This window comes from Streptomyces sp. NPDC052396, assembly GCF_044593195.1.
In the GTDB taxonomy this organism is placed as follows: domain Bacteria; phylum Actinomycetota; class Actinomycetes; order Streptomycetales; family Streptomycetaceae; genus Streptomyces.
Window position 1 is genome coordinate 508524 of the sequence record NZ_JBIUAW010000003.1, and the last position, 17036, is coordinate 525559.

Genomic DNA, 17036 nt, shown 5'->3' on the forward strand with positions numbered 1-17036 from the left:
TGTTCTACTCGTTTTGCTCACGCTAGAACAAGTGACAGGCATAGAAGTGCTGGGTAACCGGGCATGCTCCCAAGGCTGTTCGGTGCCCGGCCGCCGAATCGAACCCATGCTGCACTCCGACAAGGGGTGGTACCGACACGAAAGAGACGCTTATGCGCCCCCGGTGGCCCCGTCGGGTCTTCGCCCAAGTGCTGTCCGTACAGCTGCTGATCATCACTGGAGTGACCCTGCTCACCGCCGGCCTCATCCTGGCGCCACTGAGCTCCCAGCTGGATGACCAGGCGGAACAACGGGCGTTGGCCATCGCCGAGGCCACGGCAGCCCAACCCGGCGTGGCCGGAGCGCTGTTGGCCGACCCTCCCTCGCCGGACGGGCCGGTGCAGAGCGCCGCCGAACGCATCCGCCTTGCCACCGAGGCGAGTTATGTGGTGGTCGTCGACACCCAGGGCATCCGCTACTCGCACCCCACCCCCTCGCTGATAGGCCGTCATGTGAGCACCGACCCGCGGAAGGCACTGTCCGGGGCGGAGTGGACGGGCATCGAGAAGGGCACCCTGGGCCGCTCGGCACGCGGCAAAGTGCCGCTGCGGGACGGCGAGGGCGCCATCGTGGGCGCGGTGTCGGTCGGCATCCCCTACCAGAGCGTGCGACTGACGCTGCTGCGCTCGGTGCCCGGCATCCTGCTGTACGCCGGTGCTGCGCTGGGCGCCGGCGCGATCGCGGCACTGGCCGTCTCCTGGCAGCTGCGCAAACGCACCCATGGCATCGAACTCTCCGAGATCTCCGCCCTGCTCGGGGAGCGCGAGGCCATGTTGCACGGCATCCGCGAGGGCGTGCTGGCCCTGGACCGCGAGCAGCGGATCAGGCTGGTCAATGACGCGGCGCGGCGGCTGCTGGGCCTGGGGCCGGAGGACGTCGGCCGGCCCCTGGATGACGTCCTGCCGGCCGGCCGCACCGCCGATGTGCTGGCCGGCCGGGTGGCCGGCAGCGATCTGCTGGCGGTACGGGACGGCCGGGTCCTGGTCGTCAACCGGATGCGGACGGTCGACGGCGGCGCGGTGGCCACCCTGCGCGACCGCACCGAACTGGAGGAGCTGGGCAGGGAATTGGACGGCACCAGGGGACTGACCGAGGCGCTGCGCGCCCAGGACCACGAACACGCCAACCGGATGCACACCCTGCTGGGGCTGCTGGAACTCGAGCTCTACCAGGAGGCGGCGCAGTTTGTCGCCGAGGTGGCCGGCGCCCACCGGGCCACCGCCGAACAGGTCACCGAGCGGGTGCGCGAGCCCCTGGTGAGCTCACTGCTGGTGGGCAAGAGCGCGGTCGCCGCGGAACGCGGGGTGCTCTTCCGGGTGAGCACCGCCACCTGGCTGCCGGACCGGGTGACCGACCCCCGCGATGTGGTCACCGTGCTGGGCAACCTGGTGGACAACGCCCTGGACGCCGCCGCCTCCCGCACTCGGCGCGAAGACGAACCCCCCCTGGTGGAGGCGGACTTGCGCGCCGAGGGCAGCACCTTGGTGCTCCAGGTCTCCGACAACGGCCCGGGCGTCCCCGCCAAGGCCAGGGAACTGGTCTTCACCGACGGCTGGAGCACCAAGCAACCCACCGCACACCGCCGCCGCGGCCTGGGCCTGACCCTGGTACGACGCCTGGCCGAACGCTATGGCGGCACGGCCCGGGTGACCGAACGCGAGGGAGGCGGCGCGGTGTTCACCGTGGAACTGCCGGAGGCACTGCGCATGCGGGAAGAGGTGAACCGGTGATCGACGTCCTGGTCGTCGACGACGACTTCCGGGTGGCCGACATCAACTCCGCCTATGTGGCCAAGGTTCCGGGCTTCCGGGTCACCGCCAAGGCACACAACGCGGCCCAGGCCCTGTCCGTACTGGAGCGCGAACCGGTCGACCTGATGCTGCTCGACCACTACCTGCCGGACGAAAGCGGCCTGTCCCTGATCCAGCGCATCCGCCAGCTCGGCCACCTCACCGACGTCATCATGGTGACCGCCGCCCGCGACGTCGCCACCGTGCAGACCGCCCTGCGCTATGGCGCCCTGCAGTACCTGGTCAAGCCCTTCGCGTTCGCCGGACTGCGGGTGAAGCTGGAGGCATACGCCCGGCTGCGCCGGACACTGGAGGTCACCGCGGAGGCGGAACAGGACCAAGTCGACCAGATCTTCGGGACCTTGCGCACCGCCGCCGCCGGCGCTCCCCTGCCCAAGGGCCACTCCGCCCCCACCGCCGAGCTGATCCGCCAAGTGCTCTCGGACGCCGGCCAGCCGCTGTCCGCGCACGAGGTGGCCCTGCGCTCGGGGCTCAGCCGCTCCACCGCCCAGCGCTACCTCAAACGCCTGGAACAGTCCGGCCGGCTCAGCCTCACCCTCCGGTACGGCGAGACCGGCCGGCCGGAACACCGCTACACCTGGGCCGTCCGCTGACCACGGCCGCCGTCAGCCGCGCCGCGGCCGTGGCGGCTGGGCGATGCCGTGCTGGAAGGCGTACCGCATGGCCTGCGTCCTGTCCCGCAAACCGGCCTTGGCGAAGAGGTTGTTGATATGCGTCTTCACCGTCGCCGGGCTCACCTGCAGCCGCCGGGCGATCTCCGCATTGGACAGCCCCTCGGCGACCAGGGCCAGCACCTCCGCCTCCCGGGCCGTCAGCCCGTCCGGCAGCACCCGCGGACCCAGCCGCCCCGCCACACCCCCTCCGACGGCGGCGGCCGGCCCGCCATCCGAGGCGAGCCGCTCCAGCAACCGCCGCTGCACCTGCGGCGACAGCCCGGCCTGTCCCGATATCACGTTCCGCATCGCCTGCACGATCTCCTCCCCTCCGGCGTCCTTGGTGAGATAACCCCGCGCTCCGGCCTGCAGGGCCGGAAAGAGCGAGTCATCATCGCCGAAGGTGGTCAGCACCACGACCTGGGTGGCCGGGTACTCCGCCCGGATCCGCCGGGTCGCCTCCACCCCGTCGCACCGCGGCATGCGCAGATCCATCAGCACGATGTCCGGGGCGTGTTCGGCGACCTGCCGCAGGGCCTCCAGCCCGTCGGAGGCCGAACCCACGACCTCGACACCGGGCAGCAGCCCCAGCAGTATCACAATGCCTTCCCGCACCACCGTCTGGTCATCGGCGACCACCACCCGCACCGGCCGGTGTCCGTCCCCGCCCAACTCCCCGCTCCCCGGGCCCACTTCCCCACCACCGGCACCAGTCCTCATGCCGGCACCCGCAAACGCACCACAAAGCCCTCCTGATCAGGACCCACGGGCCCCGCCTCCAGCGTGCCGCCGAGCAGTTCGGCGCGCTCCCGCATCCCCAGCAGACCGTACCCGGCACCGGAGGACGCCAGACCGTTGATCTCCCCCCGTGCCCCTCCATCACGAACCAGCAGCTCCACCTCACCATCCAGATAGGCGAACCTCATCTCCACCCACGCTCCGGGAGCGTGCTTGCGCACATTGGTCAGCGCCTCCTGGGCGACCCTGCGCACGGCCAGTGCGGCCTCGGCCGGCAACCGCCTTGGTTCACCGGTCACTTCGAGCCGTGCCCCCTCGGAGGCCGCGACCTCCTTGAGGAAATCCTCCGTCTGTGCCAGCTCGCCCCGCAGCGCCGACAGCGCCTGCCGGGTCTCGGCCAGCCCCTGCCGCGCCATCACCCGGGCCGCCGTCACCCGCTCCAGGACGCGCTCCCGGTCCGCTCCGCTCTCCACCAGCAGCCGGGCCGCCTCCAGGTGGACCAGCTGGGCGGAGAGGCTGTGCGCCAGCACATCGTGGATCTCCCGGGCGATCCTGGCCCGTTCGGTCAGAGCCGCCGACTCGGCCTCCGCCCGCCGCGCCGCCCGCTCCTGGGCCAGCAGCCGGAAGCCGGCCCCGCGCGCCTCGTCGTCCAGCCGGAGCGAGTACCCCACCAGCAGGACCGCGGCCACCGTCCCGGCGCTCGCCAGGGGCCGGCCGGTACCCACCAGGGCGTAGTAGGCGCTCATGCAGACCAGGCCGCCGGTCAGCCCGAACCCGAGGGGAAGCCGTTCGATCGCGATGGCCCCGGCCACACACCACAGCCCGGCCGCCGCCACATGCGCCCCGCCGGCCACCGCGCCGACCCCCATCACCACCAGCACCGCCAGCCAGGCCACCGAGGGCAGCAGCCGCTGGGCCAGCGTCGAGTGGTAGTAGCCCCACACCGCGGTGGCGCAGATCAGGAACCCGATTGCGAAGGGCACATAGCCCCATCCCTGGATGGCCCCCTCATGAAGCGCCGCCCAGAGAAACCCGCCGGTCAGGACGATCCGCACGGTCCAGGTCAGCACCCGGCGCCGCCGGGGCACCCCCACCCTGGACAGCGCTTCCCGGGCAGGCCACTCGGTCCAGTTCTCGATCGGCACCTGGGGTTCCTCCGCCGCCATGGGGCGCTCAGCCACGGACAGGAACACCGTACGCCGGGCCCAGCTCCGCGGCCCGCCTGACCAGCAGCCCCGTACGTGCCAGCAGCATCGCCGCCATGGTCAGCAGCAAGGCCCCGGTTCCCTGGTGGACCCCGGCCAACACGCCCGCCCCGTACAGCCCCAGTCGCAGCAGGATCCCGCCCAGCCATACCCCCGCCGTGGCCTTGCCGCCCCGGGCCCATATCGCCCCGGACTCATCGGCCCATATTCGGGTGGTCCATGCCCAGGCCGCCCCCACCGCGAGCCCGCTGAGCAGCCCGCCGACCAGCAGCGCCAAGGACGCCGTGGGATGCGCGGAGTCGACCAGATCCGGCTTGCGCAGGGCCACGAACACCAGCACGGCCGGTAGCAGCCACCAGCGCCTGGCGTCCGCGGACAGCCGCCGCGGCCTGGCCTGCCCTACCAGCAGGAAGGCCACGACCGCGATGATCACCACCGCGTCGATCGGACCGGACATCGGAAGAGCCTCCGTGGAAGTGGAAGTGCGGATCAATGACACATCCGACGTTACGGAGGGTGCGCCCGGGCCCGGATCGGAGCAGGGGTGGGCTTCGGGTGGAGATTGACTCTCCACCCGGGGGTGGAGAGATCAGAAAGAGAGATCAGAAAGGCGGAGAGATCCGAGGCGCGGGGATCAGGCGTCGATACGCGAACGGTCCAGGGTGGCCGCGGAGTTGGTGATGAACTCCTTGCGGGGCGCCACCTCGTTGCCCATCAGCAGGTCGAAGGCGCGCTCGGCGGCCTCCAGGTCGCTGATATTGATCCGCCGCAGGGTGCGGTGGCGCGGGTCCATCGTGGTCTCCGCGAGCTGGTCGGCGTCCATCTCGCCCAGGCCCTTGTAGCGCTGGATGGAGTCCTTGTAGCGGATCCCCTTGCGGTCCAGCTCCATCAGGGTCTGCCGGAGCTCGTTGTCCGAGTAGGTGTAGATGTACCTGTCCTGGCCCTTCTTGGGGTGGGTCAGCTCCACCCGGTGCAGCGGCGGCACCGCGGAGAAGACCCGTCCCTCCTCCACCATGGGCCGCATATAGCGCTGGAAGAGCGTGAGCAGCAGGCACCTGATGTGCGCACCGTCGACATCGGCGTCGGCGAGGAAGATCACCTTCCCGTACCGGGCCGCGTCGATGTCGAAGGTACGGCCCGACCCCGCTCCTATCACCTGGATGATCGCTCCGCACTCGGCGTTCTTGAGCATGTCCGAGACCGAGGACTTCTGGACGTTGAGGATCTTGCCGCGAATGGGCAGCAGCGCCTGGAACTCGGAGTTCCGGGCCAGTTTGGCGGTGCCCAGCGCGGAGTCGCCCTCGACGATGAACAGCTCGCTGCGGTCCACGTCGTCACTGCGGCAGTCGGCCAGCTTGGCCGGCAGCGAGGAGGACTCCAGAGCGGTCTTCCGCCGCTGGGCCTCTTTGTGCTGGCGGGCGGCGATACGGGTGCGGGCAGCCGCGACGATCTTCTCCAGCACGGCCCTGGCCTGCTGCTTGGCATCCCGCTTGGTCGAGGTCAGAAATGCCTTGAGCTCCTTGGCGACCACATTGGCGACGATCCTGGAGGCCGCCGAGGTGCCCAGCACCTCCTTGGTCTGCCCCTCGAACTGGGGCTCCGCCAGCCGCACGGTCACCACCGCGGTCAGGCCCTCCATGGCGTCGTCCTTGACGACATCGTCCTCGGCGACCCGCAGCAGCTTGGTGGCCCGCAGCGCCTCGTTGACGGTCTTGGCGACCGCCCGCTCGAATCCGGCCACATGCGTGCCGCCCTTGGGGGTGGCGATGATGTTGACGAAGGACTTCAGGGTGGCGTCATAGCCGGTGCCCCAGCGCAGCGCGATGTCCACCCCGAGCTCACGGGTGACCTCGGTGGGGGTCATATGGCCACGGTCGTCGAGGACCGGGACGGTCTCCTTGAAGGTGCCCTGGCCGGTCAGCCGCAGCACATCGCAGACCGCCTTGTCCTGCGCCAGGTACTCGCAGAACTCGCTGATGCCGCCGTCGTAGCGGAAGACCTCCTCGGAGGTCTCCTCGCCGTTGAGCCCTCGCTCGTCCCGGACGACGATGGTCAGCCCCGGCACCAGGAAGGCCGTCTGCCGGGCGCGCCCGTACAGCGTCTCCAGCGAGAGCCTGGCGTCCTTGAGGAAGATCTGCCGGTCCGCCCAGTAGCGCACCCGGGTACCGGTGACCGCCTTGGCCACCTTCTTGCCCTTGAGCAGGCCGTTGGCCGGGTCGAAGGGCGCGTCCGGGCCGGACTCGGTGAAGATGCCGGGCACCCCGCGGCGGAAGCTGATCGAGTGCGTCCGGCTGTTGCGGTCCACCTCGACGTCCAGCCGGGAGGACAGCGCGTTGACCACCGAGGCGCCCACACCGTGCAGACCGCCGGAGGCCGCGTAGGAGCCACCGCCGAACTTTCCGCCGGCGTGCAGCTTGGTCATCACGACCTCGACGCCGGACAGCCCGGTCTTGGGCTCGACGTCCACCGGGATGCCACGGCCGTTGTCCCGGACCTCCACCGAGCCGTCGGCGTGCAGGACGACCTCGATGCGGTCGCAGAAGCCGCCCAGCGCCTCGTCGACGGAGTTGTCGATGATCTCCCAGAGGCAGTGCATCAGGCCGCGGCTGTCGGTGGAGCCGATGTACATGCCGGGACGCTTGCGAACGGCTTCCAGTCCCTCGAGGACGAGCAGGTGCCGCGCGGTGTAATTGGATCCGTCCCGGTCTGCCCCGGTCAGCACGGCGGTGGACGGCACGGACGTATCGGCGGTCACGCGGTTCGCTCCTCGCTGAATTTCTCTCTGGCCCGACTGCGGGCGCACTGGTTGGCTCGGTGCCGTTCAGAGGGTACCGAGGCCTGATAGAGCCTTTGCGCCGCCACCCGCGGCACAGCCATGCTAGTCGAATATCGGTCACACGTTCGATGACTCTATGGGGTGACGTGCACATCACGTTCCCTTCGAGGCATGAACCATTTAGGCTCCGGGCACGTCCTCAAGAACAACCCGGCAAGCCAGCCGGAGGACGAAAGCCCCAGCAACGTAAAACCGTAAGCCCCGAGCACAACGGCTCATTCGCCGCCAAACGTCAAGATCCGGCTCACTCGGAAGGAAGTTTCGAGGAAAAGCCACGAGCGGGAACGTTTTCGGCCTGGTTGGATGTTGACCCTGGTACGACAGCTCGTCGAGCTAGAGAAGAGGCGACGTGACTACTGTTCTGACCCCCGCGAGCCCGCTGACGGCCGCTGACCGCTGCGACCGGTGCGGCGCTCAGGCATACCTGCGCGTCGTTCTCCTGAGTGGCGGCGAACTGCTCTTCTGTGCCCACCATGGGCGCAAGTTCGAGCCAGAACTCAAGAAGATCGCCGCGGAGATACAGGACGAGACGGAGCGGCTCACCACCGTCCCGGCGTCCGCGTCCGACGAGGACCGCTGAGTCCGCAAGCATCGCTGACACATCGCATCCGACGACGAGCGAGGTCCGGCCGACCAGGGCCGGGCAGCCGCGGGCGGCCACCCCTCGGGGTGGCCGCCCGCTCTCGTGCCTTCAGCGGCCGGGTTTCGGGGCCCCTCCCGGTGGCGGCCCCGCCACCGGCGGTGCCGGGGGCGCCGGCTTCGGGGCCACCGGAGCCGGAGCGGCCGGTGCGGGAGCGGGAGCCGGAGCGGGCGAGGCGGGAGCGGGTGAGGCCGGCACGGCCGGCGCCGGAGCGGGCTTGGCGAAGTCCGGGCTGTGCTCCCTTACCAGGGGTGCCACGGCCGCGATCCGGGTGTAGACGCCAGGACGTCCGGGCAGCGCGCATCCACTCCCCCAGGACACCAGCCCCACCAGCCGCCCATGCACCACCAAGGGGCCGCCACTGTCCCCCTGGCAAGCGTCCAGCCGCCCCTGGGGCCATCCCGCGCAGAGCATGGACTCCTTGGTGTAGACCCCCTCCGGACCGCCCGGATAGGCCTGCTCGCACAGGTCGTCCTGCAGCACCAGCAGCGGGGCACCATGCAGGGTCTGCGGGTAGGCGCCACTGCCGGTCAGATCGCCCCATCCATAGACGGCGGCCGCGGCACCAGGCACATAGGCGGCATCGCCCAGCTGCGCTATGGGCAGCGCATACCCATCGGCCAGCCGCTGTGTCAGCGTGATCACGGCCACGTCCCCCGCATTGGTGCGGGTGTCATAAGCGGGGTTGACCCAGGTGTCCCGCACCGGCACCTCCGCTCCACCCGGCTCCCGCAGATCACTACGGCCGACGATCACCTTGAGGTCCTTGGCCTCGCCTGGCTCGACGCCCAGCACCTCACGGGAGAGGCAGTGGGCCGCGGTGATCACGGTGACGGCGCCGACCACCACACCACCGCAGAACTGGCCCGCCCTGGTGTCACCGAACCGCTGCCGACTCGCCAGAGCCACTGTCCACGGGGCGTCAGAAATCTTCACCAGCTGCCCGCCGACCACCGACCGGTCGTCGGCCGACGCCGGACCGGGCACCGCCAGCAGCAGCACGATCAGCCCGGCCAACGAATAGCTCAACGCGGCGCGCATACGGTCTCCTGACGGTCTGAATCCTCTTGCCTACCCAGCGTCAACCCGAAGACCACTCGGCGCATCCGGAAGAGCGGTTGGGCCCGGCCCCTCCGAGGAGAGACCGGGCCCAACCGGTGCCAAGAGATGGCCGGAACTAGTCCAGGTAGTCCCGGAGCACCTGGGAGCGCGACGGGTGACGCAGCTTGGACATGGTCTTCGACTCGATCTGACGGATGCGCTCACGCGTCACCCCGTAGACCTTGCCGATCTCGTCGAGGGTCTTGGGCTGGCCGTCGGTGAGACCGAACCGCATGGAGACCACGCCCGCCTCACGCTCGCTGAGCGTGTCCAGAACGGAGTGCAGCTGCTCCTGGAGCAGGGTGAAGCTCACCGCGTCGGCCGGCACGACCGCCTCGGAGTCCTCGATGAGGTCACCGAACTCGCTGTCGCCGTCCTCGCCCAGCGGGGTGTGCAGCGAGATCGGCTCACGCCCGTACTTCTGGACCTCGATGACCTTCTCCGGGGTCATGTCGAGCTCCTTGGCCAGCTCCTCCGGGGTGGGCTCACGGCCCAGGTCCTGGAGCATCTGGCGCTGGACGCGTGCCAGCTTGTTGATGACCTCGACCATGTGCACCGGGATGCGGATGGTGCGGGCCTGGTCGGCCATGGCGCGGGTGATCGCCTGGCGGATCCACCACGTCGCATACGTGGAGAACTTGTAGCCCTTGGTGTAGTCGAACTTCTCGACGGCACGGATCAGACCGAGGTTGCCCTCCTGGATCAGGTCCAGGAAGAGCATGCCGCGGCCGGTGTAGCGCTTGGCCAGCGAGACCACCAGTCGGAGGTTGGCCTCCAGCAGGTGGTTCTTGGCCCGGCGCCCGTCCTCGGCGATGATCTCCAGCTCGCGCTTGAGCTTGGGGGCCAGCTTGTCGGCGTTGGCGAGCTTGTCCTCGGCGAACAGGCCGGCCTCGATGCGCTTGGCGAGCTCGACCTCCTGCTCGGCGTTGAGCAGCGGGACCTTACCGATCTGCTTGAGGTAGTCCTTGACCGGGTCGGCGGTGGCACCGGCCACCGCGACCTGCTGCGCGGGGGCGTCGTCCTCGTCCTCGTCGGACAGGACAAAACCCTTGCTCTCGCCGGTCTCGTCCTCGTCGTCGCCCTTGCCGGGAGTGGGGGTCTCGTCGACGAGCTCGTCCTCGAGGAGCTCGTCGGCGTCCTTCTTGGCGGCGGCCTTCTTGGTCGTCGCCTTCTTGGCGGTGGTCTTCTTGGCCACCGTCTTCTTGGCAGCCGTCTTCTTGGCGGCGGCCTTCTTGGCGGGAGACACGGCTTCCTCACCCGCGTCGTCCCCGTATGCACCGGACTGGGCGGAGGCGGGAGACACGGCGGACGCCGTGGCCGTGGCGGACCGGGACGTGGCCGTCTTGGAGGAAACGGCCTTGGTGGCGGTGCGCTTCGCCGGGCTCTTCGCTGCGACGCTCTTGCGGGTGCGCTTGGGCGCCTCTGCGGCACTGACCATCAGCGTCACACCCTCCTCGTCGAGGACCTGGTTGAGGCTGCGCAGAACATTCTTCCACTGGGTTGGCGGAATCTGGTCAGCCTCGAAGGCCCGACGCACGTCGTCGCCGGCGATCTGCCCCTCGGCCTTTCCCTGCTCGATGAGCGCCATCAGAGACTCGGATTCGGCGATCTCCGGCGGGAGCGTACGGGATGTGCTGGCCGACACGAACAACCTCTCGGAACGATGGAAACGGCTTCCGGCCCCGTCCGCGGCGGACTGGAGCCGACGACCGCCGGCAAGGATGAACCGACGGCGCAGGCAGTGGTGCGGTGCAACACAGCGCCTCAAACGAGGCTTGTATTCCCTCCGCGGCCACCACCTCTTTAGTCATCGCGCAGCCTCAGGGAGCGTTACGCCCAATCCCCGTGGCCCGAGTCACACCGCATAACGGCCTGAAAGGCGACTGAACTGGACAGATCGCCGCGATACTCGTCCGCCGCGGGCGCCACAGGGGGCTGTTCATCCGGCTCGCGCGCACGGTCGTACGCGGGAGCCGGATGAACAGCCCCGCGCGTACCGTCCCGTCCGTCCGGCGCTGTCGCCGCGGTCAGTGCTCGCGCGGCGCGGGTACCACCCGCTCGACCTCGGGGTGGGACACGAGGAGTTGACGCATCGCGGCTTCTGCGGCGGCGGCGTCCCCGGCCCCCACCGCGTCCACGACGCGCAGGTGGTGGCCCACGCCGGCCTCGGTGGGCCGGTCACAGCCTCCGGCGGAGGCGCCGGAGACGTGCAGGGCGGCGGAGACGATGCCGGAGAGGTGCTCCAGCATGCGGTTGCCCGCCACCTGAAGCAGCAGGGTGTGGAACTCGGTGTCGGCCCGGGAGAAGGTGAGCGAGTCACCCTGGGCCAGCGCGTGCCCCATGATCTCGGCCATGTCGGCCAGGCGCCGCTGGACTTCCTCGCGGCCGTGGCCGGCGGCCAGCCGGGCGGCCAGCGGCTCGATGATCCACCGCAGTTCGCACAGCTCGCGGCGCTGGTCGTCGCGCTGCGGGCCGAAGGCCCGCCACTCGATGATGTCGGGGTCGAGCAGGTTCCAGTCGCTGACCGGACGGACCCGGGTGCCGACGTTCGGCCGGGCACTGACCAGGCCCTTGGCCTCGAGGACGCGCAGGGATTCACGGACGACGGTGCGGGAGACTTCGAAGCGCTGCCCGATCTCCTCGGGGACCAGCGGGCGGTCGGCGCCTAGATCGCCGGAGACGATCATCTGCCCCAGCTGTTGCACGAGTTGGCCGTGCAGGCCCCGGCCGCGGCTTCCGGCGGAGCGACGGCCGGCCCGGCCCAGTTCCGCCTCGCCTTCCCAGGCGGTGGCGGGGCCGCGGTCCACCCCGGTGGCATCCGCGTAGGAGTAACGGTCAAGCTCGCCCGGGCCCGAAAGGCCGGAGTCGGCGGGGCGAGCCGCGGTCATCATGGTGTGCGCAAGGGTACTCACGCTTCCTTTGTCGGCGACCGGCGGAAGCGCCTTGAGGTCTTTGGTGAAAAGCACACGAAAGGGTGATCGCCCATTACCTTACAATTGACGCCGAAACGGACACAAAGGGGCACGGTCCGAGGTTGCGTCAATACGGAGAGCGACCGAGGTGGCGCCGCTCCGGCGGGCGGCGGACCGCGCTGGGCGCATATCCACGGATCTTGACGGGCGCCGCGGTGACTCCTTCCTCTCCTTCGTTCACGCTGTGTTGACCGGTCGCGGCCGGCTCCCGGGGTCCGGCCCAATAGCACAGCTCTCAGCGCGGGCGGCCCCTGAGAACGGTGAGCACATAGGCACCCAGGAGGCCGGTGAGCGCCAACACCAGGGCCCAGCCGATGGGTTGGGACAGCAGGCGCAGCGCCGCCGAGAGCCCCTGGTCCAGGCCGGACGGCCACTGCAGGAGCACCGTGGAGCGCAGACGCTCCGGAAGGCCGATCAGGGAGCGGGCCGCGGGCCGGGCGAAGAGGGCGGCGAGCAGCGGCACCACCAGCGTCGGCACCGCGAGCACCGAGAGCAGCCCCAGGACAGTGGAGCGGAACAGGCCGGCGGCGAGCAGGCCCGCCCAGGCGCATCCCAGCACCAGGGCGATCCACCCGGTGAAGGCCACGGTCCGGGCGCCGGGAAGCGCGACCGCGGAGCTCCCGAACAGCAGCCAGCCCGCCAGCGCGTCGAGGGCGAGTGAGGCCAGAGCGAGCAGGGTGGCGGCGGCGCCGGTGATGGCGACCTTGGCGCCGAGCAGCCCCAGGCGGCGGGCGGCGGGGCCGTCGGGATCGAGTGCCGGATAGCGGAACTCCTGACCGAAGGCCAGTGCGCCGAGCAGGCCGGCCCCAAAGGCGGCCGGGGGCAGCGGCAGCGCGGCGGGCCAGCCCGTGAGGACGTCGGTGGGCGGGGCGCCGAAGCGGCCCAGCAGAACGGCGGCGAGCAGGGAAGCCGCGACGGTGGCGGCCGCCACCACCCACGGGGTACGCACCCCGGTGGTCCGGCGCAGTTCGTACCGCAGCGGCCACACGAGGCCGGGCGTGGCCAGGGCCGGGTGCACCTCGCCCTGGGGGGCGGTGGCCGGGGCCTCGGGCGGGCCGTCCTCGCGGACCGGGCCGGTGTCGCTCGTCTCCTCTGTCAGCCGGTGCACCAGGATGCCGTGCCGGAAGGCGGCCTCTCCGACGGCGGCGCAGTTGCTGCCGTAGACGAACAGCCGGCTGCCGCCGTCCTGCACCACTTCCGGCACCGGCGCGTCCGGCACTGGGGTCACCTCGGCGCCGAGGACCTGGGCGAGGCGGCTCGCGTAGGGGGACTGGACGACGATCCGGGGACGCAGCCGGGCGCCGGTGAACTCGGTGACGGTCTGGTCGGCGATGAGCCGGCCCTGGCCGATGGTGACGACCTGATCGGCGATGCGGGCCGCCTCCCCGGGCGCCCGGGAGGTGGCCAGAACGGTGCCGCCATGGGCCGCGAAGCCGCGCAGCAGGCCGTGCAGCCAAGAGATCTCCCGGGGCGACAGTTCATGGGAGGGCTCGTCGAGCACCAGGGTGTGGGGGTCGCCGAGCAGGGCCGCGGCGAGGCCCAGCCGGCGGTCCATGCCCCGGGAGAGGTCCCCCAGGCGCTGGCCGGCCAGCCCGGCGAGGCCGACCACCTCGAGCACCTCGTCCACCCGCTTCAGGGGTACTCCGGCGGCCGCGGCGAGCATGCCCAGGTGGTTGCGGGCGGTACGGGCGGGGTGGCCGGGGGCGTCGCCGAGGAGGACGCCGATCTCGCGGGCGGGATGCGGGACGCGGTCCAGGGGGCGGCCGCGGAAGAGGGCGATCCCGCGTCCCGGGTCGCGGCGCAGCAGCAGGCGCAGGGCGCTGGTCTTGCCCGCGCGGGGCTCGCCCAGCAGGACGGTGATGCGGCCGGGGCGGGCTTCGAAGGACAGGTCGGCGACGGCGAGGGGCTGGTTGCGGCGGGGGGCGCTGGTCAGTCCGATGGCCTGGATCATGGCTTCACTCGCGGAACGGGAGACGGCCCTGCGCTCGGGCGTGGGCGGTGCGGGACGCTTTCCGCAGCACCGTAACCCGATATGTCCTATTTGCTGCGGAGCGTAGCCACTACCGGCCCGTGTCACCTCCGGACGGCGGACGGCCGCTTCCGGCGTGCGGGCAACCGGCCCCCTTACGCCTCGGGGCGCAGCATGGGCGGGTTGAGGAGGGTGGCGCCGCCGGCCCGGAAGAGCTGTGCCGGGCGGCCACCCTGGCGGGTGGTGGTGCCGCCGGTGGGCACCAGGAAGCCTGGGGTGCCGGTGACCTTGCGGTGGAAGTTGCGCGGGTCCAGGGCGACTCCCCAGACGGCCTCGTAGACCCGGCGGAGCTCGCCGACGGTGAACTCCTGGGGGCAGAAGGCGGTGGCGAGTGAGGAGTACTCGATCTTGGAGCGGGCGCGTTCCACTCCGTCCGCAAGGATGCGGGCGTGGTCGAAGGCGAGCGGGGCGGCGGGCTCGCCTTCCCGTTCGTCGAGCAGTTCGTTCACCGGGGCCCAGCGGACGCTGTGCGCGTCGCCGCCGGCCCGCGGGGCGGGCAGGTCGGGGGCCAGGGCGAGGTGGGCCACGCTGACCACGCGCATCCGGGGGTCGCGCTTGGGGTCGCCGTAGGTGGCGAGCTGTTCGAGGTGGGCGGCGTTGGCCGGGGCCGGGCCGGCCGGGTCCTGAACGTGCAGCCCGGTCTCCTCGGCCAGTTCGCGGGCGGCCGCGGTGGACAGGTCCTCGTCTCCGCGTACGAACCCGCCGGGCAGCGCCCATCGGCCTTGGTAAGGGGGCTCGCCCCGGCGCACGGCCAGCGCACACAGCGCGTGGCGGCGCACGGTGAGCACGACCAGGTCGACGGTGACGGCGAAGGGCGGGAAGGCCGACGGGTCGTAGGGCATGACGCGATCATAGTCGTCTGCCTGACGATAAACAGGGCCTTGACCACGGACGATCCCCCTACCGCGCGGACCGGCGGGCGGCTCGGCGCGCACCCCCTCTCACACCCCCAGCTGCAGGCCGTCGGCGGCCTCCTCGACCATGCCCAGGCCCAGCCTGCTGATCCGCACCGAGAACGGCTGCTCGGCGACGCGCAGGCCGGTGAACCGCAGGGCGCCGAGCGGGGCACTGCGCGGGGGACGGATGGTCACGCTGTGCGCCGGGACGTCCGGCCGTACGCCGGCGAACGCGGCCAGCAGCTGGACCATGCTGGCCGCGGCCACGGCGGCGGGCCGGCAGGCGGCTGGGTGGGGCAGCGGGACGCTGCCCGCGGTGCGCTGCTCGCCCGCGTACATCTCGGGCAGCCGATGGCCGAAGGCCTCGGCGGCGTCAAGCGCTCCCCGGGCCAGGGCGCCCGCTTCCGTCTCGTAGCCCGCGACGGCCAGGCCGGCCACGGCCACCACGGTCTCATGCACCCGCACCGCGCCTCCGCGGTGACCGAAGGGGTTGTACCCGGGCTCCTTGACGCCGAGGCTGCGCAGGCCCCAGCCGCAGTCCAGCGCCGGGCCGCCGAAGAGCCTGGCCAGTTGTTCGGTCCGCACCTTGTCCAGCAGCCCGGGCGCGTAGGTCCCGCCGCCCAGCAGGCCGGTGTCCAGCAGGTGGGCGGCGGCGCTGCCCAGATGGGGTATGCGGTGGCCATCGGGGGTGAGCGCCGCCAGCGGGCGGCCGCCGGAACGGTCCTCGGCCCAGAACTCTTCCTGGAACCGGTGGCGCAGGGCGGTTGCCCACTCCCGCCACTCCCCGGCGCCGGGCCTGCCACAGGCCGCCAGTAGGTCGGCGCCGAGCAGGGCGGCGCGGTGGGCATGGGCCTGTACCTCACAGCGGTACGGCCCGCCCGGGAAAGGGTCGGCCAGATAGCCCCGGCGGCCGACCGCCGCCCGCAGCCAGCCCAGACAGCGCTCGGCGGCCGGGAGGAGCGCGTGGGTCTCCTGCTCGGACAGGCCCCACCGCCGTGCTTCGGCGAGGACCACCGGAAACAGCAGCGTCGCTTCGACACCGGTGCAGCCGGGCGGCAGATGGGGGCCGGACTGGCGCAGCGCCCCCGGGATGCGGCCGTGGTCGGGACCCGGCCCGGACACCTGGTTACGGGCCAGGGCGCGCAGCGTGCCGGCCGCCAGCCTGACTCCCAGCGGCAGGGTCATCCGGGCCGCCCAGAGGGCCTCGGCGGACGAAGGGCGGCCGCAGCGCCAGGGCACCCCGGCGGCCACCTGGGCATCGGTGGATCCGGGCTCGCGGACCAGCAGGGCGCGGAGGTCGTCCAGGCAGGTCGCCAGCAGCGCCGTCACCCGGGGGTCGTCCCCCTCGGCCTGGGCATCGGCCCAGAAGGTGCCCGAGCGGCCGCGTGCGGCCGGTTCCGGGCGCCGGGGACGGCCCGGGAACTCCGGCCGGACGCGCAGCTCAATGCTCCGGGTACCGCCGGCCGGCAGCCGTATCTCCCAGCAGAGCAGGCCGGCCGATGCCAGCACATCGTCCGCCGGGGGGTCCGCGGTGAGCACCGCGTGCAGCCCGGGGGCCGTCCAGCGCAGGCCGGAGCCGTGCACGGCGGCGGGGATCTCCGGGCCCGGCCGGCCCGCCGCCACCGCGCCCAGCTCGGCCAGGTCGGTACCCAGCGCGACCTCGACCGCCAGCCGCAGTTCGCGGGCGGCGGCGCTGTGCACCATGATCCGTTCGACGCCCTCCGCATCGCGCAGCCGCTCCACGGTGACCACCGGGTCGGGCCCCTCGTCGGCGTGGGTGCGGACGGTGCCCATGAACCGGGCCCGGGCCGCGTCCAGCAGCCGGCCCTGGACCGGGACCGGTTCCGCCCCCGCCACGCGCACCCGGCAGCGCGCCAGCAATCGCCGCCCTTCCCGGTAGAAACCGTCAAGCCCTTGGCCGGTGAGCTGCCCCTGCTCGGTGGAGATCGCCAGCGCGGGCAGCGCCACACAGATCAGCGCCTGGTGCACCGGCTGCGGGCCGGGTGTGCGGGCGGGTACGGCACCGGCGCCCCGGGGTGCCGGCGGGCGGGGCACCGGACGGGGCTGGGCTGCGGTGTCATGCACTTCTCTGCGCTCCCTGCGGGCGGCTGGAACG

The 17036-nt window shown here is 71.7% G+C and carries 13 protein-coding genes; 3 read left to right on the forward strand and 10 right to left on the reverse strand.

Annotation, left to right across the window (positions count from 1 at the left end):
* The first annotated feature begins 152 nt into the window (after positions 1-152).
* Both ACIHFE_RS10715 and ACIHFE_RS10720 read left to right on the forward strand, forming a co-directional pair.
* Positions 153-1769 carry an ATP-binding protein gene (locus ACIHFE_RS10715; RefSeq protein WP_400105476.1) on the forward strand — a complete coding sequence of 539 codons (1617 nt, stop codon included), beginning with the start codon at positions 153-155 and terminating at the stop codon, positions 1767-1769.
* Positions 1766-2443, forward strand: a complete 678-nt coding sequence (locus ACIHFE_RS10720) for a response regulator (RefSeq protein WP_400105477.1) — start codon at positions 1766-1768, stop codon at positions 2441-2443. Before ACIHFE_RS10715 ends, ACIHFE_RS10720 begins: the two co-directional genes overlap by 4 nt.
* Positions 2444-2455: 12 nt before the next feature.
* Here ACIHFE_RS10720 and ACIHFE_RS10725 read toward each other — a convergent pair whose 3' ends face one another.
* The 4 genes from ACIHFE_RS10725 to ACIHFE_RS10740 form a co-directional block, all read right to left on the reverse strand.
* Positions 2456-3223 (reverse strand): response regulator, encoded by a 768-nt coding sequence (locus tag ACIHFE_RS10725; RefSeq protein ID WP_400105478.1) that lies wholly within the window; start codon positions 3221-3223, stop codon positions 2456-2458.
* Positions 3220-4407 carry a sensor histidine kinase gene (locus ACIHFE_RS10730; protein ID WP_400105595.1) on the reverse strand — a complete coding sequence of 396 codons (1188 nt, stop codon included), beginning with the start codon at positions 4405-4407 and terminating at the stop codon, positions 3220-3222. Before ACIHFE_RS10730 ends, ACIHFE_RS10725 begins: the two co-directional genes overlap by 4 nt.
* A gap of 7 nt (positions 4408-4414) precedes the next feature.
* A complete protein-coding gene (locus ACIHFE_RS10735) occupies positions 4415-4903 on the reverse strand; it encodes a DUF1453 domain-containing protein (protein ID WP_400105479.1) in 489 nt (162 codons plus the stop codon).
* 177 nt (positions 4904-5080) lie between these two features.
* Entirely contained in the window at positions 5081-7201 is a 2121-nt protein-coding gene (locus ACIHFE_RS10740; RefSeq protein WP_400105480.1) for a type IIA DNA topoisomerase subunit B, read from the reverse strand.
* Positions 7202-7631: 430 nt separating this feature from the next.
* Here ACIHFE_RS10740 and ACIHFE_RS10745 point away from each other — a divergent pair, with 430 nt between their 5' ends.
* Positions 7632-7862, forward strand: coding sequence for a hypothetical protein (locus tag ACIHFE_RS10745; RefSeq protein WP_400105481.1), 231 nt, complete (start codon positions 7632-7634; stop codon positions 7860-7862).
* 111 nt (positions 7863-7973) lie between these two features.
* On the opposite strand, the gene ACIHFE_RS10750 is transcribed toward ACIHFE_RS10745, so the two are convergent.
* The 6 genes from ACIHFE_RS10750 to ACIHFE_RS10775 form a co-directional block, all read right to left on the reverse strand.
* Positions 7974-8963, reverse strand: a complete 990-nt coding sequence (locus ACIHFE_RS10750) for a S1 family peptidase (protein ID WP_400105482.1) — start codon at positions 8961-8963, stop codon at positions 7974-7976.
* A 136-nt stretch (positions 8964-9099) separates the two neighbouring features.
* Positions 9100-10668 carry an RNA polymerase sigma factor gene (locus ACIHFE_RS10755; protein ID WP_400105483.1) on the reverse strand — a complete coding sequence of 523 codons (1569 nt, stop codon included), beginning with the start codon at positions 10666-10668 and terminating at the stop codon, positions 9100-9102.
* 382 nt (positions 10669-11050) lie between these two features.
* A complete protein-coding gene (locus ACIHFE_RS10760) occupies positions 11051-11989 on the reverse strand; it encodes a FadR/GntR family transcriptional regulator (protein ID WP_400105484.1) in 939 nt (312 codons plus the stop codon).
* A 241-nt stretch (positions 11990-12230) separates the two neighbouring features.
* Positions 12231-13946 carry an ATP-binding cassette domain-containing protein gene (locus ACIHFE_RS10765; RefSeq protein WP_400105485.1) on the reverse strand — a complete coding sequence of 572 codons (1716 nt, stop codon included), beginning with the start codon at positions 13944-13946 and terminating at the stop codon, positions 12231-12233.
* Between the two features lie 173 nt (positions 13947-14119).
* Positions 14120-14866 (reverse strand): NUDIX domain-containing protein, encoded by a 747-nt coding sequence (locus ACIHFE_RS10770; protein WP_400105486.1) that lies wholly within the window; start codon positions 14864-14866, stop codon positions 14120-14122.
* Between the two features lie 99 nt (positions 14867-14965).
* Entirely contained in the window at positions 14966-17005 is a 2040-nt protein-coding gene (locus tag ACIHFE_RS10775) for a glycogen debranching N-terminal domain-containing protein (RefSeq protein ID WP_400105487.1), read from the reverse strand.
* Positions 17006-17036: the final 31 nt, after the last annotated feature.

What these genes read in the sequence shown, in the direction of transcription:
- ACIHFE_RS10765 (WP_400105485.1), bottom strand. Translation starts at nt 13,946, where the DNA reads ATGATCCAGGCCATCGGACTGACCAGCGCCCCCCGCCGCAACCAGCCC.
- ACIHFE_RS10770 (WP_400105486.1), bottom strand. Translation starts at nt 14,866, where the DNA reads ATGCCCTACGACCCGTCGGCCTTCCCGCCCTTCGCCGTCACCGTCGAC.
- ACIHFE_RS10735 (WP_400105479.1), bottom strand. Translation starts at nt 4,903, where the DNA reads ATGTCCGGTCCGATCGACGCGGTGGTGATCATCGCGGTCGTGGCCTTC.
- ACIHFE_RS10715 (WP_400105476.1), top strand. Translation starts at nt 153, where the DNA reads ATGCGCCCCCGGTGGCCCCGTCGGGTCTTCGCCCAAGTGCTGTCCGTA.
- ACIHFE_RS10725 (WP_400105478.1), bottom strand. Translation starts at nt 3,223, where the DNA reads ATGAGGACTGGTGCCGGTGGTGGGGAAGTGGGCCCGGGGAGCGGGGAG.
- ACIHFE_RS10750 (WP_400105482.1), bottom strand. Translation starts at nt 8,963, where the DNA reads ATGCGCGCCGCGTTGAGCTATTCGTTGGCCGGGCTGATCGTGCTGCTG.
- ACIHFE_RS10730 (WP_400105595.1), bottom strand. Translation starts at nt 4,407, where the DNA reads ATGGCGGCGGAGGAACCCCAGGTGCCGATCGAGAACTGGACCGAGTGG.